Source organism: Mesorhizobium sp. P2_D5 (genome assembly GCF_056404355.1).
This window is the reverse complement of the sequence record NZ_JBFUEE010000002.1, coordinates 1,062,207-1,088,379: the sequence shown is the minus strand read 5'-3', so window position 1 is coordinate 1,088,379 and position 26,173 is coordinate 1,062,207. Positions and strand designations below refer to the sequence as shown.

General features: G+C 63.4%; 27 protein-coding genes. 12 read left to right on the top strand and 15 right to left on the bottom strand.

The features are described 5' to 3' along the window. Positions 1-106: 106 nt before the first annotated feature. Positions 107-1,000 (bottom strand): LysR family transcriptional regulator, encoded by an 894-nt coding sequence (locus tag AC1DYW_RS11920; RefSeq protein ID WP_477226261.1) that lies wholly within the window; start codon positions 998-1,000, stop codon positions 107-109. Between the two features lie 244 nt (positions 1,001-1,244). Then, positions 1,245-2,723 (bottom strand): LysM peptidoglycan-binding domain-containing protein, encoded by a 1,479-nt coding sequence (locus AC1DYW_RS11915; RefSeq protein ID WP_477226260.1) that lies wholly within the window; start codon positions 2,721-2,723, stop codon positions 1,245-1,247. A 113-nt stretch (positions 2,724-2,836) separates the two neighbouring features. Between AC1DYW_RS11915 and AC1DYW_RS11910 the strand changes: the two genes are divergently transcribed. Continuing rightward, entirely contained in the window at positions 2,837-3,448 is a 612-nt protein-coding gene (locus tag AC1DYW_RS11910) for an LOG family protein (protein ID WP_457151876.1), read from the top strand. A gap of 70 nt (positions 3,449-3,518) precedes the next feature. Here AC1DYW_RS11910 and AC1DYW_RS11905 read toward each other — a convergent pair whose 3' ends face one another. Further along, the gene (locus AC1DYW_RS11905; protein WP_477226259.1) at positions 3,519-4,424 is read right to left on the bottom strand and encodes a LysR substrate-binding domain-containing protein; all 906 of its coding nucleotides are present in this window, start codon (positions 4,422-4,424) and stop codon (positions 3,519-3,521) included. A gap of 112 nt (positions 4,425-4,536) precedes the next feature. On the opposite strand from AC1DYW_RS11905, the gene AC1DYW_RS11900 reads away from it, so the two are divergent. The 3 genes from AC1DYW_RS11900 (at position 4,537) to AC1DYW_RS11890 (ending at position 8,441) form a co-directional block, all read left to right on the top strand. Next, positions 4,537-4,827: a hypothetical protein gene (locus tag AC1DYW_RS11900; RefSeq protein WP_477226258.1), complete on the top strand. Its 291-nt coding sequence runs from the start codon at positions 4,537-4,539 to the stop codon at positions 4,825-4,827. Between the two features lie 153 nt (positions 4,828-4,980). Continuing rightward, positions 4,981-7,290 carry a glycosyltransferase family 2 protein gene (locus AC1DYW_RS11895; protein WP_477226257.1) on the top strand — a complete coding sequence of 770 codons (2,310 nt, stop codon included), beginning with the start codon at positions 4,981-4,983 and terminating at the stop codon, positions 7,288-7,290. Between the two features lie 152 nt (positions 7,291-7,442). Continuing rightward, positions 7,443-8,441, top strand: a complete 999-nt coding sequence (locus AC1DYW_RS11890; protein WP_477226256.1) for a transporter — start codon at positions 7,443-7,445, stop codon at positions 8,439-8,441. Positions 8,442-8,459: 18 nt separating this feature from the next. Here the strand turns inward: AC1DYW_RS11890 and AC1DYW_RS11885 are convergent, their stop codons facing one another. From AC1DYW_RS11885 to cysS, 9 genes are all read right to left on the bottom strand, one after another. After that, positions 8,460-9,161: a glutathione S-transferase family protein gene (locus AC1DYW_RS11885; RefSeq protein ID WP_457151881.1), complete on the bottom strand. Its 702-nt coding sequence runs from the start codon at positions 9,159-9,161 to the stop codon at positions 8,460-8,462. Positions 9,162-9,170: 9 nt separating this feature from the next. After that, entirely contained in the window at positions 9,171-10,088 is a 918-nt protein-coding gene (gene rarD, locus AC1DYW_RS11880; protein ID WP_457151882.1) for an EamA family transporter RarD, read from the bottom strand. A gap of 83 nt (positions 10,089-10,171) precedes the next feature. Beyond that, positions 10,172-11,794 carry a citramalate synthase gene (cimA, locus tag AC1DYW_RS11875; protein ID WP_477226255.1) on the bottom strand — a complete coding sequence of 541 codons (1,623 nt, stop codon included), beginning with the start codon at positions 11,792-11,794 and terminating at the stop codon, positions 10,172-10,174. Then, positions 11,791-12,747, bottom strand: a complete 957-nt coding sequence (gene pip, locus AC1DYW_RS11870) for a prolyl aminopeptidase (RefSeq protein ID WP_457151884.1) — start codon at positions 12,745-12,747, stop codon at positions 11,791-11,793. The genes cimA and pip overlap by 4 nt, the downstream gene beginning before the upstream one ends. Further along, entirely contained in the window at positions 12,744-13,220 is a 477-nt protein-coding gene (locus tag AC1DYW_RS11865; protein WP_457151885.1) for a GFA family protein, read from the bottom strand. The genes pip and AC1DYW_RS11865 overlap by 4 nt, the downstream gene beginning before the upstream one ends. Further along, complete coding sequence (locus tag AC1DYW_RS11860) at positions 13,217-13,708, bottom strand: GFA family protein (RefSeq protein WP_095086514.1); 492 nt, start codon at positions 13,706-13,708, stop codon at positions 13,217-13,219. Before AC1DYW_RS11860 ends, AC1DYW_RS11865 begins: the two co-directional genes overlap by 4 nt. A gap of 6 nt (positions 13,709-13,714) precedes the next feature. Further along, a complete protein-coding gene (locus AC1DYW_RS11855) occupies positions 13,715-14,101 on the bottom strand; it encodes a VOC family protein (RefSeq protein ID WP_457151887.1) in 387 nt (128 codons plus the stop codon). Continuing rightward, on the bottom strand, positions 14,098-14,505 hold the full coding sequence (locus tag AC1DYW_RS11850; RefSeq protein ID WP_457151888.1) for an endonuclease domain-containing protein: 408 nt from the start codon (positions 14,503-14,505) through the stop codon (positions 14,098-14,100). Before AC1DYW_RS11850 ends, AC1DYW_RS11855 begins: the two co-directional genes overlap by 4 nt. A gap of 268 nt (positions 14,506-14,773) precedes the next feature. Beyond that, a complete protein-coding gene (cysS, locus tag AC1DYW_RS11845) occupies positions 14,774-16,207 on the bottom strand; it encodes a cysteine--tRNA ligase (RefSeq protein WP_477226254.1) in 1,434 nt (477 codons plus the stop codon). A 391-nt stretch (positions 16,208-16,598) separates the two neighbouring features. Here cysS and AC1DYW_RS11840 point away from each other — a divergent pair, with 391 nt between their 5' ends. Beyond that, on the top strand, positions 16,599-16,754 hold the full coding sequence (locus AC1DYW_RS11840; protein WP_095086527.1) for a hypothetical protein: 156 nt from the start codon (positions 16,599-16,601) through the stop codon (positions 16,752-16,754). Between the two features lie 72 nt (positions 16,755-16,826). On the opposite strand, the gene AC1DYW_RS11835 is transcribed toward AC1DYW_RS11840, so the two are convergent. Next, a complete protein-coding gene (locus AC1DYW_RS11835) occupies positions 16,827-17,588 on the bottom strand; it encodes an SOS response-associated peptidase (RefSeq protein WP_457153430.1) in 762 nt (253 codons plus the stop codon). A gap of 131 nt (positions 17,589-17,719) precedes the next feature. Between AC1DYW_RS11835 and AC1DYW_RS11830 the strand changes: the two genes are divergently transcribed. The 4 genes from AC1DYW_RS11830 (at position 17,720) to AC1DYW_RS11815 (ending at position 20,047) form a co-directional block, all read left to right on the top strand. Next, positions 17,720-18,151 (top strand): NUDIX hydrolase, encoded by a 432-nt coding sequence (locus AC1DYW_RS11830; protein ID WP_457153429.1) that lies wholly within the window; start codon positions 17,720-17,722, stop codon positions 18,149-18,151. A 65-nt stretch (positions 18,152-18,216) separates the two neighbouring features. Continuing rightward, on the top strand, positions 18,217-18,594 hold the full coding sequence (locus AC1DYW_RS11825; RefSeq protein WP_477226253.1) for a TIGR02301 family protein: 378 nt from the start codon (positions 18,217-18,219) through the stop codon (positions 18,592-18,594). A 339-nt stretch (positions 18,595-18,933) separates the two neighbouring features. After that, entirely contained in the window at positions 18,934-19,191 is a 258-nt protein-coding gene (locus tag AC1DYW_RS11820; RefSeq protein WP_008874920.1) for a hypothetical protein, read from the top strand. 70 nt (positions 19,192-19,261) lie between these two features. Continuing rightward, positions 19,262-20,047 carry a hypothetical protein gene (locus tag AC1DYW_RS11815; protein ID WP_457153426.1) on the top strand — a complete coding sequence of 262 codons (786 nt, stop codon included), beginning with the start codon at positions 19,262-19,264 and terminating at the stop codon, positions 20,045-20,047. Between the two features lie 33 nt (positions 20,048-20,080). On the opposite strand, the gene AC1DYW_RS11810 is transcribed toward AC1DYW_RS11815, so the two are convergent. After that, a complete protein-coding gene (locus AC1DYW_RS11810; RefSeq protein WP_457153425.1) occupies positions 20,081-21,412 on the bottom strand; it encodes a dihydroorotase in 1,332 nt (443 codons plus the stop codon). A 73-nt stretch (positions 21,413-21,485) separates the two neighbouring features. Between AC1DYW_RS11810 and ygfZ the strand changes: the two genes are divergently transcribed. The 3 genes from ygfZ (at position 21,486) to AC1DYW_RS11795 (ending at position 25,180) form a co-directional block, all read left to right on the top strand. Next, complete coding sequence (ygfZ, locus tag AC1DYW_RS11805) at positions 21,486-22,343, top strand: CAF17-like 4Fe-4S cluster assembly/insertion protein YgfZ (protein WP_477226440.1); 858 nt, start codon at positions 21,486-21,488, stop codon at positions 22,341-22,343. Next, positions 22,343-22,978 carry an HD domain-containing protein gene (locus tag AC1DYW_RS11800; RefSeq protein ID WP_095086537.1) on the top strand — a complete coding sequence of 212 codons (636 nt, stop codon included), beginning with the start codon at positions 22,343-22,345 and terminating at the stop codon, positions 22,976-22,978. The genes ygfZ and AC1DYW_RS11800 overlap by 1 nt, the downstream gene beginning before the upstream one ends. Before the next feature lie 63 nt (positions 22,979-23,041). Beyond that, positions 23,042-25,180, top strand: a complete 2,139-nt coding sequence (locus tag AC1DYW_RS11795) for a putative bifunctional diguanylate cyclase/phosphodiesterase (protein WP_477226252.1) — start codon at positions 23,042-23,044, stop codon at positions 25,178-25,180. Positions 25,181-25,194: 14 nt separating this feature from the next. Here AC1DYW_RS11795 and AC1DYW_RS11790 read toward each other — a convergent pair whose 3' ends face one another. Beyond that, the gene (locus tag AC1DYW_RS11790; RefSeq protein WP_457153770.1) at positions 25,195-26,112 is read right to left on the bottom strand and encodes a LysR family transcriptional regulator; all 918 of its coding nucleotides are present in this window, start codon (positions 26,110-26,112) and stop codon (positions 25,195-25,197) included. Positions 26,113-26,173: the final 61 nt, after the last annotated feature.

The following is a 26,173-nucleotide window of genomic DNA, read 5'->3' as shown; positions in this document are numbered from 1 at the left end:
TTCGATGGACAGGAGATAGACCGCGCAGCTTATCCTGATTAGACGCTATTATCTGCATGAACTTAGAAATGGGATTGATAAATGCGTCATCGTCAGTCGAAAACCACTACCCTTTGTAGCGGAGCGCTTCGACCAGGACGGCGAAGGCCGGGGTTTGTTGTCGTCTGCTCGGATAATAGAGGTGGTAGCCGGAGAATGGCGGGCACCAATCCTCCAGCACACGGATGAGGCGTCCATCGGCAACATACTGGGCGATTTGCGATTCGAAGGTATAGATCAGCCCCAGTCCGCCGAGGGCAGCGTTTGCCAGCATCTCGTTGTCGTTGATGACGAGCGACCCGTTGACCCGGACCTCAAGCTCGACGCCGTCGCGCTCGAACTCCCAGGCATAGAGCCCACCCCCTGCGCTCTGCCGGTAGCTGACGCAATTGTGGTTGCTCAAGTCACGCGGCGTTTGTGGAACCTCGCGAGTGGCAAAATACGTTGGGGAGCCGACCACCGCCATGCGGATGTCCGCGCTCACCCGAACCGCAACCATGTCCTTCTCGACCTGCTCGCCGACGCGGATGCCCGCGTCAAACCGACCGGCGACGATGTCGGTCAGCCCTTCATCGACATTGATCTCGACAGCGATGTCCGGATATTCCGGCAGGAGCTTCAGCAGGACAGGCCATAGCACCGTTCTTGCCGCATGGCGGAAGGTGGTGATGCGGATCGTGCCCGCAGGCTTGTCACGAAGGGCGGTGAGCTGAGCGATTTCATTGTCGATATGGTCGAATGCCGGACGCAGGCTGTGAAGCAGCTTTTCTCCAGCGTCGGTCAGCGACAGGCTGCGTGTCGTTCGCGAGATCAATCTGACTTTGAGCCGCTCCTCGAGCATGCGGACGGCATAGCTGAGTGCCGACTGGGACAGGCCAAGCTTCGCGGCGGCACGTGTAAAGCTTCCCTCTTCGGCGACCGCGATAAACATGGCCAACTCGCTGAAGTCGCCTTTTCTCATTTATAAGTCCTGTTTCTGACTGCGCGCCGTTTATAGCGCCCAATCGGCATGTTCGTCCTCGGCTATTTGTTGGACGCCGAACCGATCACGGCCGAAGCGCCCGGGATTGATGACGAAACAGGACTGGGTCGCCAGCCCGCGCGACACCGCCGGCGGTTCAACACCGAACCAGAAGTCCTTTCTTGTGCAGGGACTCAGTCGAAGGCGTCTCGCCTTGCGGTGGAGGCGAGCGCGCTCAATGCAATCACTTGGTCTTGGGCGGAGCCGTCGTCGCCTGCTCGCCCATCGCCTTGAGGTCGGCGGCTTCGCCTTCCTTCGACTTTTCCGGGACCTTGAACACCTGCCCCGGCCAGATGCGATCGGGATCGCTGATCTGATCCTGGTTTGCGAGGTAGATGGTCGAGTAGCGCATGCCACGGCCGTAGACGCGCCGCGAAATCCGCCACAGCGTATCGTTGCGGCGGATGATGACGGCGCTGTTGGCATGTTCGAGCTTGGGCGCCACTGTCTCGGGCACATCGCCTGGCGGCGTTGCCGCAGCCACAACTCCCGGAGCATCGGTGGCGGGAGCGGGTGTCATGGCCGGAGCCTCGGTGGCCGGTGCAGCAGGAGCCGATGCGGATTCCGCCGGAGCGGCGCCTGCGACGGCAGGCGCGGCCGGCTTTGCTTCGGCGGGCGCCACGGCGGCGACAGAATCACCCGGCTCGCGCTCGAACGGTACGGCGGCGCGAGCCACAACTGTCACCCCATCGGCATCGAGGCCGTCGACATGGATGGTGTAGCTGCCGACCGGAATGTCACGAGCCGCCTCGACCAGGAAATGGCCGTCCGGCGACGTCTTCGCGTCGCCGAGCAGGATGTCATTGGCATAGGCGCGCACCTTGCGGCCGGCATCGGCGAGACCGGCGACAAAGATCTTGTTGCCGTCGATCTCGACCGCTTCGACGACGATCTTGGGTTCGGCCACTGATCCGGCGGGCGGCGTAGCCGGTGCCGCCGGAGCGGGGGCTGCTGCAACCACGGCTGGCGCAGGAGCCGCCGGGGCGGCAGCCTGGTCGCCGGCGGCCGGTGCGGCCGGCTTTGTCTCGGGCGCCGGAACGGTGAGCAGTTCGGCCGGCTTGCCGGGCTCTTCGACCATGGCCAGCACCTGGCCCGCCGCATCCTTGGGAACCGAGACGACGGCGGTTTGCGCCGAGGCGGTGACGACATCGCCGGTGGTGGCGCGCAATGCGATTGTATAGTCGCCGGGTTTCAGCGGATCGTCGAGCACGATGACAAAGGCGCCATCGGGGCCAGCGACGGTCGAGCCGAGCACGGTGGTGCCGTTGAGGATCTCTACCTTCGAATTGGGCGCCGCATTGCCGGCAACGACGATCGAGCCATTGCTCTCGACGCGCACCACATCGAAGGACGGCACGATCGGACCGGCCGCAGCCGCATCCGTTGAGGGCGCGGCTGGAGCCGCCGCATCCGTTGCCGGCGCGGTCGGGGCCGTCGCCTGAGGCGCCGCGCCGGGAGCGGCCGGCACCGCCGCTGGCGGCAGCCGCGCTTCCGTGCCGGGATCGGCCGGTTTCGGCGCCGCGGGCGGGGTCAGTGCTGCCACTTCCGCCGGCGGCGTGCGAATGAGATATGGGTCGAGTGCGCCTGATACATAGGCGGTTCCTGCGGCCGCAACGGTCCCACCCGCTGCGAACAAGAACGCCTTCAGTGGATTAATTGCCATATTTCCCTACCCCTTAGCCACCTAATGCCGGTCTAGCCTGTTTTGCCAAAGCCGACAAGAAAAAGCCCGCCCGGGCTTGACCCCGCTTTCAGACCCAATCACCAATCATCGGTATGAACACGATTCGATCCGTCTGCGTCTATTGCGGCTCGTCTCCGGGCCGCGATGAAACCTATGCCAAGGCCGGTCACCTGCTTGGGCGCTCGATTGCGCGCTCCGGCCTCAGGCTGATTTACGGCGGCGGCACCAAAGGCATCATGGGCGCCGTCGCCGAGGGCGCCTTGCGTGCCGGCGGCAAGGTGACGGGCATCATTCCGCGCTTCCTGATCAACAAGGAGGCGACCGAAACCGCGCTTGACCGGCTCGACGAACTCGTAATCACCGACAATATGCACGAGCGCAAACACAGGATGTTCGAAAAATCCGACGCCTTTGTGGCGCTGCCGGGCGGCATCGGCACGGTCGAGGAGATCGTCGAGGTCATGACCTGGGGGCAGCTCGGCCATCACCGCAAGCCGATCGTCTTCGCCAACGTCGGCGGATTCTGGGATCCGATGCTGGCGTTACTCGACCACATGGCCGCCGAGGGCTTCATCCACACCGCGCAGCGGGTCAAGCCGCTGGTCGTCAACGACCCCGAGGCAATCGTCGCCGCCATCATGGTGGCAGGCTCCTCCGTCGACGCCCCGACCGAGGGCATGCAGTCGGTGATCGACAAGATGTAGGGGAATAAGGGAGTAGGGCAGTAAGGCAGTATGTAGATTGCCTGAGGTGAAGCCCTACTGCCCTACTGCCCTACTGCCCTACTGCCCTACCCTCTTCTTCCGCTGCCTCCCGCAAGCCGGTGATCACGGCGCGGCGGTCGTGACGCCGCCAGGCAAGATGGATGGAAACCGTTCGCTCGAACCATGGCAGGTCGCGAAACACGATCCGTGACGGCGCGGCGGCACGCAGGCTGGCCTGCACCGTGGCCAGGCCAAGGCCGGCGCTGACCAGACCAAGCGAGGTCAACGGATCGGCCGTCTCATAAGCGATGTCGGGCAGAAAGCCGGCCTTGGCGCAAGCGGCCAGGAACTGGCCACGGTTGGTGTCGTCAGGCTGGCGCACGACGGTGATCCAGGTGCGGCCGTCGAGGTGATGCGGCCTGATGTCCGACAACCCGACAAGCGGATCATCTTCGGGAATCGCCAGCACCAGCGGTTCATGGCGCAGCGCGATCGTGGCGATGTCCGGGTCATCGTCAGCCGGCGGCGAATAGACGAAACCCAGATCGAGCGAGCGCTGCCGCAGCCCCTCCAGTTGCGCCGCCGACCGCAGGCTTCGCAACTGAAGATGAAAATCCGGCCGTTCGCGGCGAAACTGACGCAGCATCCCGGCGACAAGTCCGGCATGAACGGCGCCTTCGACATAGCCGATGGCGAGACGGCCGACGGCGCCGCTGGCCAGATTGCGGCCAAACTCCTCCAATCGCCGCGCGTTGGACAACAGCGAGCGGGCCTCGGTGAGGAAGGCGCGGCCCTCGGCGTTGAGATGGACCCGTTGCTTGGCTCTTTCAAACAGGGGAACGCCAAGCTGCTCCTCAAGCTGCATGATCTGCCGGCTGAGCGGCGATTGCGAAATATGCAGCATCTCGGCGGCGCGGCCGACATTGCCGGTTTCGGCGACCGTGACGAAATAGCGGAGTTGGCGCAGGTCGAACATTTTCTCTCCGAAGCTTTTAAGTCCTTCGCGGTCTCAACTTTATCCTATTCAGTCTTGGACAGTCTGGCTAGGCGCGGCGATAGTTGGGTCATCCCAACCAAAGGAGACCGCCATGCAGTTCTTTGCCCTTCTCAGCCGCAACACCGAAAAGTTCAGCGACGCCGATTTCGCGCCGCTGCTGCCCGGCGAGGCCGAGCAACGGCGCACGCTCTATGCCGAAGGCGCGGTGCGCCAGGTGTGGAACCGTGGCGACATCCCGGGCAGCGGCATGATGTTCGAGGCCGGCAGCGACGCCGATGTGCAGCACCATCTCGCCACCTTGCCGCTGGTCAAGGCTGGCATGATGGACATCGCCGCCATTGTCCCGCTCATCCCCTATCCAGGCTTCGGCCCTAAGCGCTGACGGGCGCAATAGGGTGGCGGTCGGCAAGGCTTGCCGCCTCCTCTCCCTCCAAGACTTTCGCCGGTTACGGTGAGCAAACTCGTCCCGTAGCGATTTCCGTTTGCGGCTCGCGAGCGAGTTGGCTATCGGGGAACATCTGCAGGGGGACAAACTTTGGAGAACAGACCCGAGACGGAGACAGATCTCGCTCCCCGCGCCTCCGTCGTCATGACCGTCTACACCGACCAGCGCTTCCTCGACGCGGCGGTCGACAGCATCCTAACCCAGGAGTTCCGCGATCTTGAGCTTGTGATCGTCGATGACGCGACCGGCGAAGCCGCGGTCTTCGAGGCACTGGCACGCCGTGATCCGCGCATACGGATCGTGACCAATCCGACCAATCTTGGCCCAGCCGCCGCCGCCAACCGCGGCATCGAGGCGGCTCGCGCCGACATCATCCTGCGTCTGGATTGCGATGACATCGCCGAGCCGACGCATGTCGGGCGGCTGGTCGCGGCGCTGGACGAGGACTCCGAGCTTGGCCTCGTCGGAAACGCGGTAACGCTGATCGACGAAGCCGACCGCGTCGTCGGCGGGCAGCTAATGCCCGAAACGGATATTGCGATCCGGTGGACCATCCTGTTCCACAATCCGTTCTATCATTCATCCATGGCCTATCGCCGTAGCGGCTTCGAGGCCGTCGGGGGTTACAAGGCCGATCAGTGGATATCGCATGATCACTATCTGTGTTTTGCCCTGCTGCCCTTGTGCCGGGCGCGAAACCTTGCCGAGCCGCTGACGCGCTACCGGCTGAACACGCAAGGGCTGAGCACGAAGCACTCGAAGAACGCGCGCAACCGGACGCATCCGATCCGCGAGGCGCTCTGGGCCAAACTCGGGCTGACCTACGATCTTTATGACGACGCCTTCGCGCGCGATATGACCGAATTCATCCGTGGGCATGAGATCGCCGTCAAGCGGCGCGCCGCCGCCTACTGCAAGCTTCTTGCCGTGCTTCGCGTCTTCCTCGCCGCCGCCCGACCGTTCGAGCGAGCCGAGGATGCGGATGCCGCCAGGCAGCTGGCGCATGGCCTCGTTGCCCGCATGCTGGCCAGTCCGCCGTTGCGGATACACGAGATGCTGAGGGTCTGTTCCCTGTGTTGGCCGCTCGACCGGCGTGCCGCGACCAGAGCGGCAATGCAGCGGCTGGCGGCTGGCCTGAAGGCCCGGTTGCGCGCGACCGGGAAATGGCTCGGCGAAGCCGCGAAAATAGAGCCTTCACCGGCGCCCTCGCCGAGTGTGCCGGCCCTGCCGCGGGAGACTGGCCAGGCGCGCGACATTGCCGAAAAGAGTGTCGAATTTGTCCTGATTGCCGAGGCGGGCATTCTCGAAGCGCAAGCCCTGTTGCTGTGCGAGAGCATACGATGTTTCGCGGGTGCCTATTCGCGGTGCCCGATAACGGTCGTGTCGCCCAGGAGTAGCCGTCGCCCATCCGTGTCGACGCTGCGCAAACTTGAGCAGATGGATGTCGAATATCTGCCGATCGAGATCGAGAGTTACTACCCGCAATATGGCACGTCGTATCGCATTCACGCGCTTGCTCACGTCGAACGTCGGTCGGGGCCGCCAATCATTGTGCAGCTCGACAGCGATACGATCTTTGTCGCCGAGCCCGATTTATCGTTGGGCGCCAGTTCGGCCGCCGCGCGCCCTGTAGACGTCAAGGGAATGTGCACGACGGGTCCTGGCGACCCCTTCGACAGCTACTGGAGAAAGTTGTGCGCCCTTGTCGGCGTCGACTATGAACGTCTGCCCATCGTGCACACAACGGTCGGTGGCCAAGCGGTGCGGGCGAGCTACAATGGCGGGCTTTTTGTAGCAAAAAGGGCCTGCGGGCTTTTCCAGCGCACCGAAGACATTTTCAGACAATTGGTGGCCGCGGATATGAAGTCGTGGGCCGACGGGCCAACCTACAACACCGGAACCGGGGTTCTGCACGGAGACGCCACCGCCTATTGGGGTACAAGCCAGGCCGCCTTCTCGCTGGCGGCAGTCGCGGGAAACCACTCCGTGCGACTTTTGCCGGATACGCACAATTTTCCTCTCAACAACCTGGCTGGGTTGCCGGCACCGGACGCGGCGCGATTGGTCCACATCCACTATCATCACCTGTTCAGCGCCGGATCGGCAGAGGCAAATCCGATATTGGACGGAACGCTGGCCCTTCCGGCAGCAATTTCCCAATGGCTCCTCGCCCGGCTGCCGCTCCAGGAACAACCGCAGCCGACGGTCACGACGCGTGACCTCGCACTCGACCACGACGCACTTGTTCGCACCAACCACGATCTCAGCCTCCAACGCGACATGCTCGTCCGCGACCGAGACGCTCTCCGCGCAGAACGCGACGCGATCCTCGCGTCACGCAGCTGGCGGCTGACCGCACCATTGCGTTGGGCTCTAGGCCCGTTCGCGCGCCGCAGATGACGGGCAACATCGAAAGCGATGCCGGTGATCGGCAGACTGTGATCGACCGTCAAGAAACCGTCACACGCAAGCGGACTCGTCCGTGCTAGACATCGCGGTCAGGCCGCCGCCACGCGGCGCCATTTCCGAAAACTGTATCTTTGGTACTGCCCATGGATGTCGCTCTTGCCCCGGAAGGCACCGACCTGTCGCCTTACCTGCCCGACGAGCACGGGCTGTTCTTCATCTATCATTTCACCGCCGATGGCCTGCGCACCAAGGACCCTGCACAGGCGTGCTGGACCTGGCGCAGCTATCAGATCACCGACCTGCATGCACGCCAGGAGATCGGCGCCGAAAAAGCTTTGCCGGGGCCGGTGCGCGACGCCTTCCTTGCCCCCAGCCATGGCTGTCACATCGACTTCGAGGATGGCTGGCTCTATGGCGATCTGCCGGACCTAAAACACGACTTTTCGGAAGCGCGCGGGCTTGTCCATTTCCGCTTTGCCTTCAACGAGACGATGCTGGTCGGCGCTCGCAAGCAGCCGCTGGAATCGGTCGATGCCGTCCGCAAGACGGTGGAGAATGGATCGCGGAAATTCCGCTCGCCGGCGGAACTGATCGAGGCGGTCACGGGCCAGTCGCTCGACGGCATGTCGGTCGAGCTCGGCAAGCTGGGCGACACGCTCGACGGCATCGAGGACCGCGTCGTGCGCGATGCATGGCACAATGAGCGACAGGCGCTGGTCGAGGCGCGCCGGCAGCTGGTGGTGATCCATCGGCAGATGGCGACGATCACCAATCTGTTCCGGCATCTCGACCATTCGCATCGCAACGAGCTGCCTGACCCGATCAACGACATGGCGGCAAGGCTCTCGCAGCGGGCGCATACGCTCTATCATGACGGCGAGCAGTTGCAGGCGCGCACAAGGCTGTTGCAGGACGAGTTGATGGCCAAGCTGACCATGCAGTCGAACCAGTTGCTCTATGTACTCTCTGTCATGACGGCGGTGTTGCTGCCGATGACCATCATCTCGGGCCTGTTCGGCATGAATGTCGGCGGGCTGCCCTTGGTCGACACGCCCATGGGTTTCTGGGTGGTGACAGCGGTCTCTGTGTTTATCGCGGCAGCCACCTATCTGTTCGTCAGGCGGCTTGGCCGGGGGCTGTAACCGCAGCCCGGCGACTGTTCATGCCGAAGCGCGAAGATCCTCGATGATGGTCCCGGCGGCACGGATTTCCGCCTCGTGGCCCGGGTCGCGCCAGGTCTCGGCAAGGCCGGCCGCATACCATTCGCGCATCGCCGGCAGATTGAGCAGCTGTGCCGCATAGGTCGCAGCCGCCCCCTCGAAGGTGAGCCCATAGGACTGCACCCGGAACGCCACCGGGGCAAAGAAGGCATCGACGGCGGTAAAATGCGCGCCAGCGAGAAACGGCCCGCCGAAACGGGCAAGGCCATCGTTCCATAGGTCGCCGAGGCGGAAGAGATCCTGCTTCAGCGCATCGGACATCGGGAACGGTTTGACGCGCACGCCGCAACTCATCGGGCACGCGCCGCGCAGTGCGGTGAAACTCGAATGCATTTCGGCGGCGGCCGACCGCGCCCAGGCGCGCGCCTTGGCCTCGACGGGCCAGACGCCATGGTGACGCTCGGCCAGATACTCGACGATGGCAAGCGAATCCCAGACCGCCCAGCCATCGTCGACCAGGCTGTTGTCTATCAAGCAAGGCACCCGGCCGCTGGGTGAGAACGGCCGGTAGAGATCCCAGCTCGATCCGGTCGGAAATGGCGTCAGCCGCTCCTCGAACGGAATATCCAGCTCGCGCATGAGCACCCATGGCCGCAGCGACCATGAGGAATAGTTCTTGTTGGCGATGTGCAGCAGGTACATCGAAACTCCTTACCGGATAGAAGCCTTGCGCGCGTTCGTCAGCATCGACCAGGAATAGATCGCCAATGCCGCCCAGATCAGGGCAAAGGCGACGGCCTGGGTGGTGCCGAAAGGTTCGCCGAAGATCAGGACCGCGATCAGGAACACCATGGTCGGCGCGATGTATTGCATGATGCCGATGGTCGAAAGGCGCAGCAGCTTGGCACCGAAGGCGAACAGCAGCAGCGGCACCGATGTGACCGGACCGCAGCCGATAAGCAACGCCGTATCGACGCCGCTACCGGACACGATGTGGTCCTGCCCGGTCGCGATCAGGTAGGCGATGTAGCCGAGAGCCGGCACGGACAGCAAAAGCACTTCGAGCAGGAAGCCCTGGCTCGGGCCGATCGGCAGCGTCTTGCGGAAGAAGCCGTAGGCGGCGAAGGAAAACGCCAGCGCCAGCGACACCCAGGGCAGCTTGCCGCCCTCGATGGTCAGCACCGTGACGGCGACTGCCGCCAGCACCACCGCCGCGATCTGCAACCGGTCGAGACGCTCGCCCAAGAGCAGCGCGCCGACGACGACGTTGACCAGTGGGTTGATGTAGTAGCCGAGCGCGGTCTCGACGGTGCGGTCGACGGCGATCGCCCAGACATAGATGCCCCAATTGACCGAAATCAGCGCCGCCGTCAGCGCGGCCATGGCGATGGTGCGGGGTGAGCGAAGTGCCGCCTTGAAATCCGCCGTGCGGCCGGCCCAGACCAGCACGGCCGCGGCGATGGGTACCGACCAGACGATACGGTGGGCAATGACTTCGGCGAGCGGCAGGTGGGCGACCGCCTTCATATAGAAGGGCAGCAATCCCCACAGCAGATAGGCGCCCAGCGCCAAAAGAAAACCGCGGCGGGCCTTTGAATCGGTGTCCAGGGCAGTTGCTTCAGGGGCCATAGGCCAACGCTATGGCCCAGCCGCCTTGCCAAGACCATCACAAAGTTCTGATGGATCAACGGACTTTCGTTGATGGTTCAACCCTACTCCGCCGCCACCAGCCCGGCCATCTCTCGGTTCTTCATCAGCTTGTAGACGATGGAGTCCATCAGTGCCTGGAACGAAGCGTCGATGATGTTTTCGGAAACGCCGACCGTCCACCAGCGCGCGCCGGTGCCGTCATGCGATTCGATCAGCACGCGGGTGATCGCCTCCGTGCCGCCATTGAGGATACGCACCTTGAAGTCGGCAAGCTCCATGTCGGCGATCTCGTTCTGAAATTTGCCCAGATCCTTGCGCAGGGCAATGTCGAGCGCGTTGACCGGGCCATGCCCCTCGGCCACCGACATCTTCTCCTCGCCGTCGACCAGCACCTTCACGATCGCCTCGGACACCGTCTTCAGCTGGCCGTTGGCGTCGAAGCGGCGCTCGACCATGCAGCGGAACGAGGTGACGTTGAAGAACTCCGGCAGGCCGTGCAGCATCTTGCGCGCTAGAAGTTCGAAGCTGGCATCGGCGCCTTCATACGCATAGCCCTCGGCCTCGCGTTCCTTGACCACGGCAATCAGCGCATCGAGCCGGTGGTCGTCCTTAGGCACATCAATCCCGCGCCGCTTCAGCTCGGCGAGGAAATTGGCCTTGCCGCCTTGGTCCGAGACCATGACGCGGCGGCGGTTGCCGACCGCTTCCGGCGGCACGTGCTCATAGGTCGCCGGCTCCTTGGCCAGTGCGGAAGCATGGATGCCGGCCTTGGTGGCGAAGGCCGAGGCACCGACATAGGGCGCCTGCGCTTCCGGCGCACGGTTCAGGAGCTCGTCGAAAGCGCGGGAAAGCCTGGAGACACCGGTCAGGGCTTCCGCCGAAATACCTGTTTCGAAGCGGGTGGAGAAGGCCGGCTTCAGCGCCAGGGTCGGCACGATCGAGATCAGGTTGGCGTTGCCGCAGCGCTCGCCGATGCCGTTGAGCGTTCCCTGGATCTGGCGCACGCCGGCCTCGACCGCGGCCAGCGAATTAGCGACCGCCTGGCCGGTGTCGTCATGGGCATGGATGCCGAGATTGCCACCGGGGATGCCTGAGCCGATGACCTGCTCGACAATGGCGCGGACTTCCGACGGCTGCGTGCCGCCATTGGTGTCGCACAGCACCACCCACCGCGCGCCGGCATCAAAGGCCGTCCTGGCACAGGCCAGGGCGTAGTCGGGATTGGCCTTGAAGCCATCGAAGAAATGCTCGCAATCGACCATCGCCTCCTTGCCGGCGGCGATGGCCGCCTCGACGGATGCCTTGATGGCGTCGAGGTTCTCCTCGTTGGTGCAGCCGAGCGCGACGCGGACGTGGTAGTCCCAGCTCTTGGCGACGAAGCAGATGGCGTCCGACTTCGATTGCACAAGGGCTGCAAGGCCAGGATCGTTGGACGCCGACACCCCTGCCCGCTTGGTCATGCCGAAGGCGACAAATTTGGCGCGCGCCGTGCGCTTCTCCTGGAAGAAGGCGGTGTCGGTCGGGTTGGCGCCGGGATAGCCGCCCTCGACATAGTCGAGGCCGAAAGCGTCGAGCAATTTTGCGATGGCGATCTTGTCCTCGACGGAAAAGTCGATGCCCGGCGTCTGCTGGCCGTCGCGCAAGGTGGTGTCGAAGAGATAGAGGCGCTCGCGGGTCATGGTCATTTGCCCGCAAACCTGTCCGTCGCCCGGATCAGCTGACCCAGGATGCCCGGCTCCGAATAGGCATGACCGGCGCCCTCGATCAGGTGAAAATCCGCCTTCGGCCAGGCCTTGTGCAGCGCCCATGCATAGCGCGCCGGGCACGGCATGTCGTAGCGGCCATGGACGATGGTGCCGGGAATATCCCTCAGTTTCCAGGCATCGCGCAGCAACTGCCCCTCTTCCAGCCAGCCGGCATGGACGAAATAATGGTTTTCGATACGGGCAAAGGCGACGGCATAGTCGTCCTGTCCAAAAGGCCCGCTGGTTTCGGGGTCAGGCAAAAGCGTGATCGTCTCGCCTTCCCACAGGCTCCAGGCCCGAGCCGCCTCGATCTGCGCCTTGCGGTCGCTGCCCACCAGCCGCTTGCGGTAAGCCGCCATCATGTCGCCGCGCTCGGCCTCCGGGATCGGCGCCAGGAACCGCTCCCATTTGTCCGGGAACATTTCCGAGACACCGAACTGGTAATACCATTCGAGCTCCGCACGCGTCAGCGTGTAGATGCCACGCACCACCAGTTCGCTGACGCGATCAGGGTGGGTCTCGGCATAGGCAAGCGCCAGGGTCGAGCCCCAGGAACCGCCGAACACCAGCCATTTGTCGAAGCCGGCCATCTCGCGCAGGCGTTCGATATCGGCGACCAGATGCCAGGTCGTGTTGGCTTCCAGGGAGGCGTTGGGCGTCGATTTTCCACAGCCGCGCTGGTCGAACAGGATGACGTCGTAAAGTTTTGGGTCGAACAGCCGCCGGTGTTTTGCCGAGATGGTGCCGCCTGGCCCGCCATGCAGGAACACCGCCGGCTTGGCGCCCCTGGTGCCGGAGCGTTCCCAATAGACCTGATGGCCGTCGCCGACATCGAGCATGCCGGACTCGAACGCCTCGATCTCGGGATAGAGGGTGCGCAGTCGACTGCTCATAGCTGCAAACCTTTGGTCGGCCAGTCCGCCGTTTCGTGGTCGGGATGCTGGAAGGAGATGATCTGCTCCTGCCGGGCATAGTAGTCGGGGTCCTGGTGGATGGGCTGGTCGAAGATCGTCTCCACCCAGGGCAGCCGCGCGGCGTAGTTGACCTGGATTTGCGGGGCGAGATCGGAGCGGTCGTCGAAGGCGCCGATGGCGATCTCCAGTCCACCGGGCTGCCGATAGGTCAGCGGCGTGCCGCAGCGGGCGCAGAAGCCACGATCGATGTTGACCGACGACTGGAAATAGCTTGGCTCCTCATGGGTCCATTCGACGCCATCCCTGGGCACCGTCACCAGCGCCCCGAAGAACGAGCCGAACTGCTTCTGGCACATGCGGCAATGGCAAATCGACGGCCGGCCGAGCGCCCCCTTGATGCGGAAGCGCACCGCGCCGCACTGGCAGCCGCCGGTTCGTATTGTCTCGGTCATGATCTTTCCTTCGGCGGCCATTGTTCGGTGTCGTGGTCCGGGTGCTGGTAGGAGACGAGATCGGCCAGATAGGGGGCCGACGACATGTCCGCCATCGTCTCCTCGCCCGGCAATTGCGGGATCGTGTCGACATAGGGCAGCTTTGCCTCGGTGCCCCACTGGATCAGCGGCACGATCTCCGCCGGATTGTCGAACGCGCCGATGGCGAGGCCAACGCCGTCCGGCGCGGTGAAGGTCAGCGGCGTGCCGCAATTGGCGCAAAAGCCACGATCGACGTGGCTGGACGAGCGGAAATATTTGGGCTCACCGCGCGTCCAGTCGAGCGTTGCGCCGCGCACCGAAACCAGCGGCGCGTAGAACGAGCCGAACGCCTTCTGGCACATGCGGCAATGGCAGATCGAAGCGTCGCCAAGCGCGCCCTCGACGCGAAAGCGCACCGCGCCGCACTGGCAGCCGCCGGTATAGATCGGTCGGTTGTCGAGGCTCATCGCGGTTCACTCCGGGGCATGGCAGACGGCTTCGACATTGTTGCCGTCGGGATCGAAGACGAAGGCGCCGTAATAGTTTGGGTGATAGTGCGGGCGCAGGCCCGGCCCGCCATTGTCCTTGCCGCCGGCGGCAAGTGCCGCGGCATGGAAGGCATCGACCTCGGCGCGGCTGCGCGCGGTGAAGGCGACGTGCTGGTGGTCTCTCGGCTTGTCCTTGCCGGAACTCAGCCAGAACACCGGCCGGTCGCGGCCATAGCCGCCGACCTTGGCGCCGCCGGTGTATTCCAGCGGCACCATATACAGCAGCGAGGCACCCAGCGGCGCCATCGCCTTGTCGTAGAAAGCCTTCGAAGCATCGAAATCGGCAACGGTGATACCGAGATGGTCGATCATGGTACGGACTCCCTTGCTGGTTCGCTCGTCAGAACTTCGGCGCCGGCCAGGCCGGCTTCGATCACGATGTGCTGGCAGACATTGTCGATATCGCGACTGACGTCGTCGTTCCAGAAGCGCAGGATGGTCCAGCCGCTGCCCTTCAAAAAGGTGCTGCGTTCTGCATCGCGCTCGACATGCTCAGCATCCGCATGCTGGCTGCCATCAACCTCAACAATCAGCTTTTTGTCCGAGCAGGCAAAATCAACGATGTAGGGTCCGATCGGCACCTGCCGTCGAAAGCTCAATCCCATCAGCCTGTGTGCGCGAATCTCATTCCAGAGGTTCAGCTCGGCATCGGTCATCACACGACGCATGGATTTTGCGTTCTTGCGCTGGCGTGGCGGGACGAGGTCGTGACCCATCAGGCGCCCTCGTTTTGAAGGTTGGCGAAATCATGGATGATGGCCAATCTCCCCCCTTGCGGGGGAGATGTCCGGCAGGACAGAGGGGGGTGCTGTCCCTCCGGCCCATCAGCCAATTGTGGCGATGCCGTGAGTTGTTTGTCGATGGGAATGGATTGAGTGGTTGGCGATCCTTCCCACCCCCCTCTGTCCTGCCGGACATCTCCCCCGCAAGGGGGGAGATCGGCTGTCACAGGCGCTTTCGCCAACTTGGTATCCAGCGCCACCCTCACCGCTTCACCTCCCACGTTGTCACGCGCTCTCCGGTGACGGGGTCCTTGCCGTCCTTCAATTGTACGCCTTGTGCCAGCAGTTCGTCGCGGATGCGGTCGGCGTCGGCCCAGTTCTTCGCCGCGATGAGCGCGAGGCGATTGGCGATCGCCTCGGCAACACCACCTTCATCAATGTCGGCCGAGGCGACATCGAAGCCGAGGAACAGCAGCGACGCCTTCAGCGACGCCGCCGCTTCGTTGCCGTCCACGGCCTCGCCGGCCAACTGCGTCAGGACCTGGAAGGCGGCGTAGGTGGCGAGATCGTCCGACAACGCATCGATGACCTCCACCGGCAACTGCCCCGCGGCCGGCGCAAGATCCGCCGCCCGTTTCCATTTGCGCAGCATGTTTTCGGCCTCCTCGAGCTTGCGCACGGAAAAGTCGATCGGTTCGCGATAATGCGTCATCAGCATTGCCAGCCGCAGCACCTCGCCCGGCCATTTGCGACCGCCAAAAGTCTCAGTCTCCAGCAACTCGTTGATCGAATAGAAATTGCCGAGGCTCTTCGACATCTTCTGGCCTTCGACCTGCAGGAAGCCGTTGTGCATCCAGATATTGGCCATGACGTCGGTGCCATGGGCGCAACGCGACTGGGCGATCTCGTTCTCATGGTGCGGGAAGATCAGGTCAAGGCCGCCTCCATGGATGTCGAAGACCTCGCCGAGATAGGCGGCCGACATCGCCGAGCATTCGATGTGCCAGCCCGGCCGTCCCCTGCCCCATGGGCTGTTCCAGCCCGGCTCCTCCGGTGACGACAGCTTCCACAGCACGAAATCTTGCGGGCTTTTCTTGTGCGCGTCGACGGCGATCCGAGCGCCGGCCTGCTGCTCGTCGAGATTGCGCTTCGACAATTGTCCATAGTCCGGCATCGAGGCGGTGTCGAACAGCACTTCACCCGCCGCGACATAGGCATGGCCGCGTCCGATCAGGCTTTGAATCAAGGTGATCATGTCGGCCTTGCCATCAGCGCGGGGCTCGACGAATTCGGTGGCGCGCGGCTCGACCGTCGGCTCCAGGCAGCCGAGAACAGCCACATCCCTGTGGAACTGGTCGGCGGTCTTTTCGGTGACCCGCCGGATTGCCTCGTTGAGCGAGAGCGCGCCGGAAGCGATCTCGCCGCCGAAGTCCCGCAAGGCGCGCGCGTTGATCTTGTCATCGACGTCGGTGATGTTGCGCACATAGGTGACGTGCGCCTCGCCATAGAGATGGCGCAGCAAGCGGAACAGCACGTCGAAGACGATCACCGGCCTGGCATTGCCGATGTGGGCGAAGTCGTAGACCGTCGGGCCGCAGACATACATGCGCACATTGCGCGGATCGATCGGGACGAAATCCTCTTTCGTCCGCGTCAGCGTGTTGTAGAGGCGCAGGCCATGCGATGCGTCAGACATTCGTGCCTTCCCGGTTCGTTATGTTTTGACTGAAGCCGGGCGCCCGCCGAGACGCAAAACAGACTCCAGCCTGCTGGCCGGGGCGTTTGTCCAATCTGGGGAAGATGAGGCGAAAACGTCCGGACCAGCGCGAGGCTAGCCAATAATGCAAATGCCACAAATGGCGAAAGACGTTTTCATGGGCGGCTTTATCGCCTTGGCAGGTGTTGCCGTCAAGTCGCTACTTTCGACAAAAACGTCGTTGGATCACAGGTAAAGGCGCGCCGAAACATTTTATTAAACATGTCGGCACAGTGATGAAACATTCGTCGACTAGTTCAGCAGGCGTCACGATTTGGTCAGAATCGGCCATCAAACGGCAGACACGAAAATGTTACCTGGGAAGAGAGACATGCCCCGAACCAAGCAGGAATCCAACCGCGCCAAGCAACCGGCGCTTGCCAGCCACTACCGCGCCATCGGCCCGGCAGCGATCGTCGCCGCCCTTCTCCATACCGCGAAGAAGAAAAAGCCGGCGCAGAAGATCGTATCACCTCGCGCTGCCTGAACTGGTGCGCGACCGACCCGAAGGCGCCGGCGACATAGCGCTGACATGTGCCTCTAAAGCCGACATGCGCCTCTAAAACAGTGTCATCTGACTATCGTCCGCGCCGGGCTTCTGGCGCCTGACCTTCTCGGGCTCCGGCCCGATCTCGCCCCTCTCCTGAATCTCCGGTCCGGTGTTGACGACCTTGTTGACGAGGTCGGACACGGGAATTGCTTCGAAGAAATCAGGCTGCGCCGGCCGCAACAGGTCGGCGACATCGCGCGGCTCGAGCGTCCGGCAATCCAGCCAACGGGCAAAATCGCTGGGATCGATCACCACCGGCATACGGTCGTGGATATGGGCGATGTCGGCATTGGCATTGACGGTCAGGATGGCGCCGGTGTCCATTTCCGAACCGCCCGGCTCGGCATAGGTCTCGATCAGTCCGGCAAAGGCGACCACCCCGCCATGCCTGGGCCGTATCCAGTAAGGTTGCCCCTTCTTGCCCCCGGTTTGCCGCCACTCGTAAAAGCCGGATGCCGGCACCAGCGCACGACGATGGCGCATGGCGGCCTTGAACGAGGCCTTTTCGGCGGCCCCTTCGGAGCGTGCGTTGAAAAGCAGCGGAAACTCCCTGGTGTCCTTCACCCAGGTCGGGATCAGCCCCCAGCGCACCAGCATCGGCTGGCGGTCCGGCAGATTGGAGCCCGGCGCCCGCGGAGCACCGGCGATCGCCACCAGGATCGGCTGCGTCGGCGCGATGTTGTAGCGCGCCGGGAAATCCTCAAGCCCCGCCACGCCCAGAAAGGCGGCGGTCCGATCCGGTGTCGCGGTCAAGGCAAAACGTCCGCACATGGTCGACTGGTACCCTTCGGCTGGTTCAGCTTGAAAGTGGCGATGGAACCGGCGTTGCGCAATCGCCAAAGCTTCCCCATGCTGGGCGGTCCACAACAGACCTGCCTGCAGATGAGCCTGATCGGGAATCCATGAACCAAGCGCGCAAGACACTTCCGGCCGTCTCGGTGGCCGTCGTGCGCGGCGACACCGTGCTCCTGGTCAAGCGGGCGCGGCAGCCATCGCAAGGGCTCTATGCCTTTCCGGGCGGCAAGGTCGAGGCCGGCGAGACGCTGGAGGCCGCGGCAAAGCGCGAACTGCTGGAAGAAACCGGCTTGAACGCCACCGAATACCACCCGCTTCGGGAAATCCACATCGACGGCAGGGATGACGCCCACCCGGTCGATTACCTTCTGACAGTGTTCGGAGCCGCCTATGCCGGCGGCGAGGCGGTGGCCAGCGACGACGCCGAGACAGCCGCCTTCTATACGCTCAGCGAGATGGCAAGGCTGCCACTTGCCGGCTCGGTGTTCGCGGTAGCCGAAGACTTGCTGGGCCTTGGCGCAAACGCCGGGCTGCCCTGAAAATCGCCTTGCGGGCGACAAATTGTTTCGCCACAAAGACTTAATGCTGTTTGGCCAAGAGGCTTATGAACCGTCCATCCCTGCTCCTCGCCGTATGTCTGGCCGTTAGCTCGGCCGTCTCGACGCGGCCGGCGTTCAGTGTCGAATCGCCGTTCGAACCCGGGCTGATGCGGCTGGCGGAAGTTCTGGGATCGCTGCATTTCCTGCGCAATTTGTGCGGTGAGAAAGGCGACCAGTGGCGTGTCGAGATGCAGAAGCTGCTCGATTCGGAAAATCCGGACGCCGAGCGGCGCGCCCGCTTCATCGCCAGCTTCAATCGCGGCTACCGCTCCTTCGGCGGCACCTACACGCAGTGCACCCCCTCGGCCACCGAAGCCATCAGCCGCTATATGAAGGAAGGCGAGACGCTGTCGCGCGACATCGCCTCGCGTTATGGCAACTAGGCATTCCGAACTGCCCATCCACAGATATTCGGACCTCCGACTTGTGTCAGGTGACATCTTGGTGCAATCCTCGTGTGGCACTTCTGCAACAGTCTTAATGAAACCTTACCGCGCGAATGCGGAATTAACTCAAACTGAAGGTTTTCGCCCCGCAGGCCGCCCTAATCGGCTAAGTTTGGCCTGAGTTGAACGCAGCTTCGCGCAAGGCAATCGGGCTCTGTAAAAAACGATCAAAAAAATGTCGTATTTACAAATACTTAATTGACCCTGCGTGTGAAATGAACAGATCAAGCCTGATCCGCATCGACGGATCGCCGCTTGAAAGGGTGGACATCGCATATGGAACATGGTGTCAACGACATCGACGCGCTGGTCAGGGAAGAGAAGCGCCTGACCGCCGTGGAAAGCCACAGCGAAGCCTGGGCGGAAGGTCTCTCCGCCGGTATAGAGCCCGAGATCATTGCCGAGGCAGCGCTCGAGACGGCCTTCGGCGAGATGTTGCGTGCCAATGGTGAGACCTCGGCCCTTGCCCTGCTCGACCGTATGCGTGAAAAGGTGATTGCTGGCGCCTTCGAACCTGAACGGCTGCGGCACTGAACCGACATCCGGTTCTTTGACGGCAGAATGCCGCTCGGGCGTCATGCCCGGAAGCAGGGAGAAACGGGCAGTGAGTTTTTCGATGTCAGGCAAGCCGGTTGGCTTGGTCCTCTACATCTGCTTCGCCGCTGGCTGTGCCGCGATTCCCCTGGTTCTCGTCAGCAGCCCCGCTTATGCGCTAAGCGAGATCAAGCGCGAAGAGCTCCCCGCACCCGTCACGCCGCCGGCGGACGACGACATGTCGCCGCCGGGAAGCACAGTGCCAATGCCCGACCCGGTCGGAACGCCGCCTCCAACCAGCAAGCCGGCCGGCCCTGACGAAGCCGAGCCGGACAGCCCGCCGAGCGGCGGCGGCGTAACCAGGCCGCGCGTCGATCCGGAAACCCCAGTGCCCGAGGTCGTCTACGATCTCGGCAAGCTGCCGGAACCGGTACGGCGCATGCACGACCTGATCGTCGAAGCCTGCAAAAGCGGCGACATCGAAAAGCTGCGGCCTTTGATCGGCACGGGCGACAGCACGACACAATTGTCGCTGACCGATATAGACGGCGACGCCATCACCTTCCTCAAGGGTCTCTCGGGCGACCCGGACGGCCAGGAGATCCTGGCCATCCTGGAAGAGGTGCTCAATGCCGGCTACGTCCACCTCGATGCCGGCAAGCCGGAAGAACTCTATGTGTGGCCGTATTTCTTCGCGCTGCCACTGGACAAGCTCGACGCCAAGCAACGGGTCGAACTGTTCAAGATCGTCACCGCCGGCGATTTCGACGACATGAAGCAGTTCGGCGCCTACATCTTCTACCGCGTCGGCATCACGCCCACCGGACAGTGGACATTCTTCGTCGCCGGCGATTGAGCCTTTTTGGCCCGCCTTGCGGGAGGTTGGGGCCTAGCGAGGCAATGCCTCGGAAAACTCCACCGTCTTGCCCTGGCCCGGCGCCACGATCTCGCCATCCCACATGACGCGGCGGCCGCGAATGACGGTGCCGACCGGCCAGCCGGTGACTTGCTTGCCATCATAAGGCGTCCAGCCGGCTTTCGAGCCGGCCTGCGCGTTGGTTATAGTCTCACGCCGCTTCATGTCGACGATCGTGAAATCGGCGTCGTAGCCGGCGGCGATGCGACCTTTTCTCGCCATGCCGAAGATGCGCTGCGGACCGTGGCTGGACAGGTCGACAAAGCGCTGCAGCGTCAGCCGGCCGGCGTTGACATGGTCGAGCATGATCGGCACCAGCGTCTGCACACCGGTCATCCCCGACGGCGAGGCCGGATAAGGTTTGGCTTTCTCGGCCAGTGTGTGCGGTGCGTGGTCGGAGCCGAGCACGTCGACGATGCCTTGCGCAATGCCATGCCAGACGCCGTCGCGGTGTCTGATGTCGCGCACCGGAGGATTCATCTGGATCAGCGTGCCGAGCCGCGCGTAATCGTCAGCCGACAGGGTCAGGTGGTGCGGCGTCGCCTCGCAGGTTGCGACATCCTTGTGCTGCTGGAGGAACAGGATCTCCTCGGCCGTCGAGATGTGCAGCACATGGATGCGGGCGCGAACAGTGCGCGCGATGCGCACCAGCCGCTCGGTGCAGCGCAAGGCGGCGATCTCATCGCGCCAGATCGGGTGCGATGACGGGTCGCCGTCGATGCGTTCGCCCTGACGCTCGCGCAGCCGGAATTCGTCCTCGGAGTGAAAGGCGGCGCGGCGGCGGGTATTCCTCAGGATCGAAGCGACGCCTTCATCGTCCTCGACCAGGAGGTCGCCGGTGGAGGAGCCCATGAAAACCTTGATCCCGGCCGCACCCGGCAGCCGCTCGAGTTCGCCGACGTCTTTCGCATTCTCGCGGGTGCCGCCAACCCAGAAGGCAAAATCGCAGTGCATGCGACCGCTGCCGCGGCGGACCTTGTCGGCAAGCGCTGCCTCGCTCGTAGTCAACGGATTGGTGTTGGGCATCTCGAAAACGGCGGTGACACCGCCCAGCACCGCCGCCCGCGACCCCGTCTCAAGGTCTTCCTTGTGCTCCAGTCCCGGCTCGCGGAAGTGGACCTGGCTGTCGACGACACCCGGCAGGATATGCAGGCCGCGGCAGTCGATCGTCTCGCCGGCCGAGGCCTGGCCGAGATCGCCGATGGCAGCGATGCGGCCGTCCTTCACACCGACATCGCGAGCCCCTTCGCCGTCATGGTTGACCACAGTGCCGCCTGTCAGGATGAGGTCGTAGGTCATGGCCATGCTCTCTTGCAGGGGGAGTGCCAGCGGCTTACGTAAAGGCCGACCGTTTTGCAAGATCAGGCTGCTTTCGCCAATGCCCTTTGCCCAGCTCAAAGACCGCGCGCTCATCTCCGTCTCGGGGCCTGATGCCGAGCATTTCTTGCAGAACATCCTGACCACCGATCTCGACGTATTGACACCCGGCCAAGCAAAACCTGGCGCGCTGCTTTCGCCGCAAGGCAAGATCCTGTTCGATTTCCTGATCTCGCGGGCTGGCGAGAATGCATTCAGGCTCGAATGTCGGGCCGACATTTCAGATGATTTCGAACGCCGGCTGACGCTCTACAAGCTGCGTGCCAAGGTCGAGATTGCCAAAGCCGATCAGGCGCTTGTCACCGTCGCATGGGGAGTTGAGTCAACGCCCTCACAATCTGATTCAACGGCCGCCGACACGCGCTTTGCGAACGGCGCCGTCACGCGTTGCTATGGCCACGCGGATGAGCGGAGCGACCTTGCCGCATGGCAGGCCTCCCGGATCGCCAGCGGCATTGCCGAAAGCGGCAGCGACTACCAACTTGGAGACGCCTTCCCGCACGACGTGCTGCTGGACGAAACCGGCGGCGTCGGTTTCAAGAAGGGGTGCTATGTCGGCCAGGAGGTTGTCTCGCGCATGCAGCACCGCGGTACGGCCAGGCGGCGCGTGCTGATCGTCCAGGCCGGACTTCCCCTGCCCGCCGCGGGCACCGAACTGACAGTCGAGGGGCGGCCCGTCGGCACGCTCGGCTCGAACGCCGGCACGACCGGGCTCGCCATTGCCCGCATCGACAGGGTCAAGGCGGCGCTCGACGCCGGCCAGCCGATCATGGCGGGCGACGTGCCGGTTACCGTGACCATCCCCGCCTGGGCGAAGTTCAGCTTTCCGCAGGAAGCCGTCAGCGCGGAGGAGGCCTGATGGCGGCCGATCGCGTCGGCGCGCCGCCACGCGCCTGGCAGCGCATGCTGTCCGGCCGCAGGCTCGACCTGCTCGACCCCTCGCCGCTCGACATCGAGATTTCGGACATCGCGCATGGGCTCGCCCGCGTTGCCCGCTGGAACGGCCAGACCAGAGGCGAGCACGCCTTTTCGGTCGCCCAGCACTCGCTGCTTGTCGAGGCGCTGTTTTGCGACCTGGTGCCTGCGGCTTCGGCCGACGCCCGGCTGGCGGCGCTGCTGCACGATGCCCCCGAATATGTCATCGGCGACATGATCTCGCCGTTCAAATCGGTGATGGGCGGCAGCTACAAGGACTGTGAATTGCGATTGCAGCGCGCCATCCATCTGCGCTTCTCGTTGCCGCCGGAACCAGCTGCTGCGTTGCGCAAGGAGATCAAGCGCGCCGACCAGATCGCCGCCTATTTCGAAGCAACGCTGCTTGCCGGTTTTTCGACTGCCGAGGCGACCGAATTCTTCGGCCGTCCGCGCGGTTTCAATGCCGATCGCTTCGATTTCACGCCACGCTCGGTGACCTCAGCGCAAAATGCGTTCCTGAAGCGCTTTTCGGCAATCGAGAAGTCGCGCCACCAGGTTCCAGCACCCGTGATCGGCTGAAAAACGCTAAATTAACCGGCGGCGACCACACTAGCCCGTTCGATCACGATCCGCAGGCGCCTTATGCCCGTCGCTGATGCCAAGGATGGTTCGACCGTCCCGGAACCGGGGGCCGAAGGCATGGATCGGCCGCGCTCCATTGAAGACGAACTGCGCGAACAGAACGAACGCTTTTCGGCTGCGGTCGAGAACATGTCGCATGGGCTGTGCATGTTCGACGCCGACGAGCGCATGATTATTTGCAACGTCAACTACATCAACATCTTCTGCCTCGACCCCAAGGTGATGCGGCCCGGCATCCGGTTCCTCGACATCCTGCGCCACAGCGTCGACATCGGCATCGCCTCGCAAAGCGCCGAAGAACTCTACGCCATCCGCAAGCCCTATATCGACCAGGCCAAAGCCTCGACCTACGAGGAGACGCTGTCGGACGGTCGTATCATCAACATCTCGCATCGCCCGCTGGCTTCGGGCGGTTGGGTCTCCATCTACGAGGACATCACCGAACAGCGACGCGCAGAACGGGATCTCAAGGAGCAGCATCGCCGCTTCGACGCAGCACTTGCCAACATGTCGCAAGGCCTGCTGATGTATGACGCCGACGGCAGGCTGATCGTGCGCAACCAACGCATTCTGGAGCTCTATGGTGTCAGCGAGGCAGACCTTCCGCTGGGCATGGGTCTGCGCGAACTCCTTGAGCGGCTTGTACGCCTGGGTGTCTATCCGCCCATCGATATCGATGGCGAGGTCCTCAAAACTGAAGCCCGCCTGCAGATCGGCCAGACGCGATCGACCCCTCGTCAGCTTGCCGACGGACGAACGCTGATGATCGCGCGTCGGCCGATGAGTGGTGGCGGCTGGGTCGCCACGTTCGACGACGTCACCGAAAGCAGGCTGGTCGAGGAGCGCATGACCCATCTTGCGCATCACGACACGCTGACCGGACTGCCCAACCGTTCGATGCTTCGCGAACGGCTCGACCAGGCGCTGGAGGATGCGACTTCACCGCTGGCGATCTTCTCTCTCGATCTCGACCGCTTCAAGGCGATCAACGACACCTTGGGGCATCCGGCCGGCGACTGGCTGCTGAAAAGCGTGGCCGAGAGGCTGCGGCGTTGCCTGCGCGATGAAACAGACATCGTCGCCCGTTTCGGCGGTGACGAGTTCGTCATCATCCAGTCCAACTTCAAAGACCTTGCCGACGCGGAAAAGCTGGCGAAACGTATCGTCGAGGCGATCGCACAACCGTTTCGCGACAAGAGCCGGGAGATGCATGTCGGCATCAGCCTTGGCATCGCCGTTTTCCCCGACGACGGCAGGGATGCCGATACGCTGCTGAAGAACGCCGACACGGCGCTGTACCGGGCGAAGAGCGAAGGACGCAACCTTTACCGATTCTTCGAGCCAGCAATGGACGCCACGGTGCAGGCGCGCCGGGCGCTTGAGGTCGACCTTGAGACAGCGTTGCCGCGCCACGAATTCGATCTCGATTTCCAGCCCATCATGAACATAGGCTCCGGCGGGATCGTCGGCGCGGAAGCCTTGATGCGCTGGCATTCGCCGACACGCGGCACGGTGGCGCCGGACAACTTTATTCCCGTCGCCGAAGAAACCGGGCTGATCGTGCCGCTTGGCGAGTGGGCATTGAGGAAAGCCTGCGTGGCGGCGGCAAGTTGGCCTTCCCTGCGCATTGCGGTCAATGTCTCGGCCGTGCAGCTCAAAAGCGGCGGCTTTGCCCGCAGCGTCATCTCGGCGCTGGCCTTCTCCGGCGTCCCGGCCAGCCGGCTCGAACTGGAAATCACCGAAACCGTGCTGATGGACGAAAGCGAGACCGTGCTGAAGACGTTGCGTCAATTGCGAGGGCTGGGCATCCGCATTGCGCTCGACGATTTCGGCACCGGCTATTCCTCGCTCGGCTATCTCCGGCGTTTTCCGGTCGACAAGATCAAGATCGACCGTTCGTTCATCCGCGACATCGGCAATCGCGACACAGCAGCAATCGTTCGCACCATTATCGGGCTGGGCGCCGAGCTCGGCATCACGGTCACCGCCGAGGGTGTCGAGACCGAGATGCAGTTTGACTTTCTGCGCGTCAATGGCTGTGTCGAAGCGCAGGGCTATCTGATCGGGTTGCCGTCAAGGGCGGCGGATATTCAGCGCCTGCTGATGCCAACCGTCGCCGCCTTCGGGCAATCCGGTTGAACCGGCGGTACCCGCTATTTCGGCCCTGGCCAACTTGGCTGTGACAGATGCGCGGCCATGAAACCGGCGACGGCTTCGACCTTGGCGGGGCGCGAGCGTGCTGAGGGCGTGACGAAATACAGCGCGCCCCTCGGCAAAGTCCAGTCGGTCAGGATCGCTTCCAGGCGCCCATCGGCAAGGTATTCGCCGGCAATGAATTCCGGCAGCTCGGCAATCGCCATTCCGGCCAGCACTGTTGGAACCAGCGCGTCAGAATTGGTCACCCGCAATGGCCCGGAGGGCGTGACGGCCTCCCTGTCACCCGCGGCATTGCTGAAATGCCAGACGTCCTGCCGAGGACGATAGGCATAGCCAAGGCAATGATGCGCGTCGAGGTCGCGCGGCGTGCCTGGACGGCCATACCGGGCGAGATAGGTCGGTGCCGCGACGATGAACGGAGCAATGCTGCACAGGCGCCGCGCAACCAGCGAGGAATCCGGCAGGACGGCAATCCGGAGTGCTGCATCGAACCCATCACCGACCAGGTCGACGACCGCATCGCTCAGATGCATATCGATCGACACGTCGGGGTAGAGTTTGAAGAAATCAGGAAGCAACGGCGCAACGCACCGCAGCCCAAACGACATCGGCACGGCCAGACGTACAAGGCCGCGCGGACTGGCCGACAGCTCGCGTGCCGCATTCTCGGCATCCTCCGCGTCACGGTAGAGGCGCGACGCCCGCTCGGCGAGACGATGACCAAAATCCGTGAGGGCGAGACGCCGCGACGTGCGGTTGAAAAGCCGCGCGCCAAGCCGCTCCTCCAGTCGGCTGACGCCACGCGATACTGTCGCCACCGACAGGCCGAGCACGCGCGCGGCGGCAGCAAAGGACCGCTCCTCCGCGACTTTGGCGAACATGGCCAATCCTTCGAAGTCCGGAACTTTCGACATCACCAATCCTGCAACGATTGTTTGCAAACATTGCTATTTCGAAAAGAACTACCTGTCCATA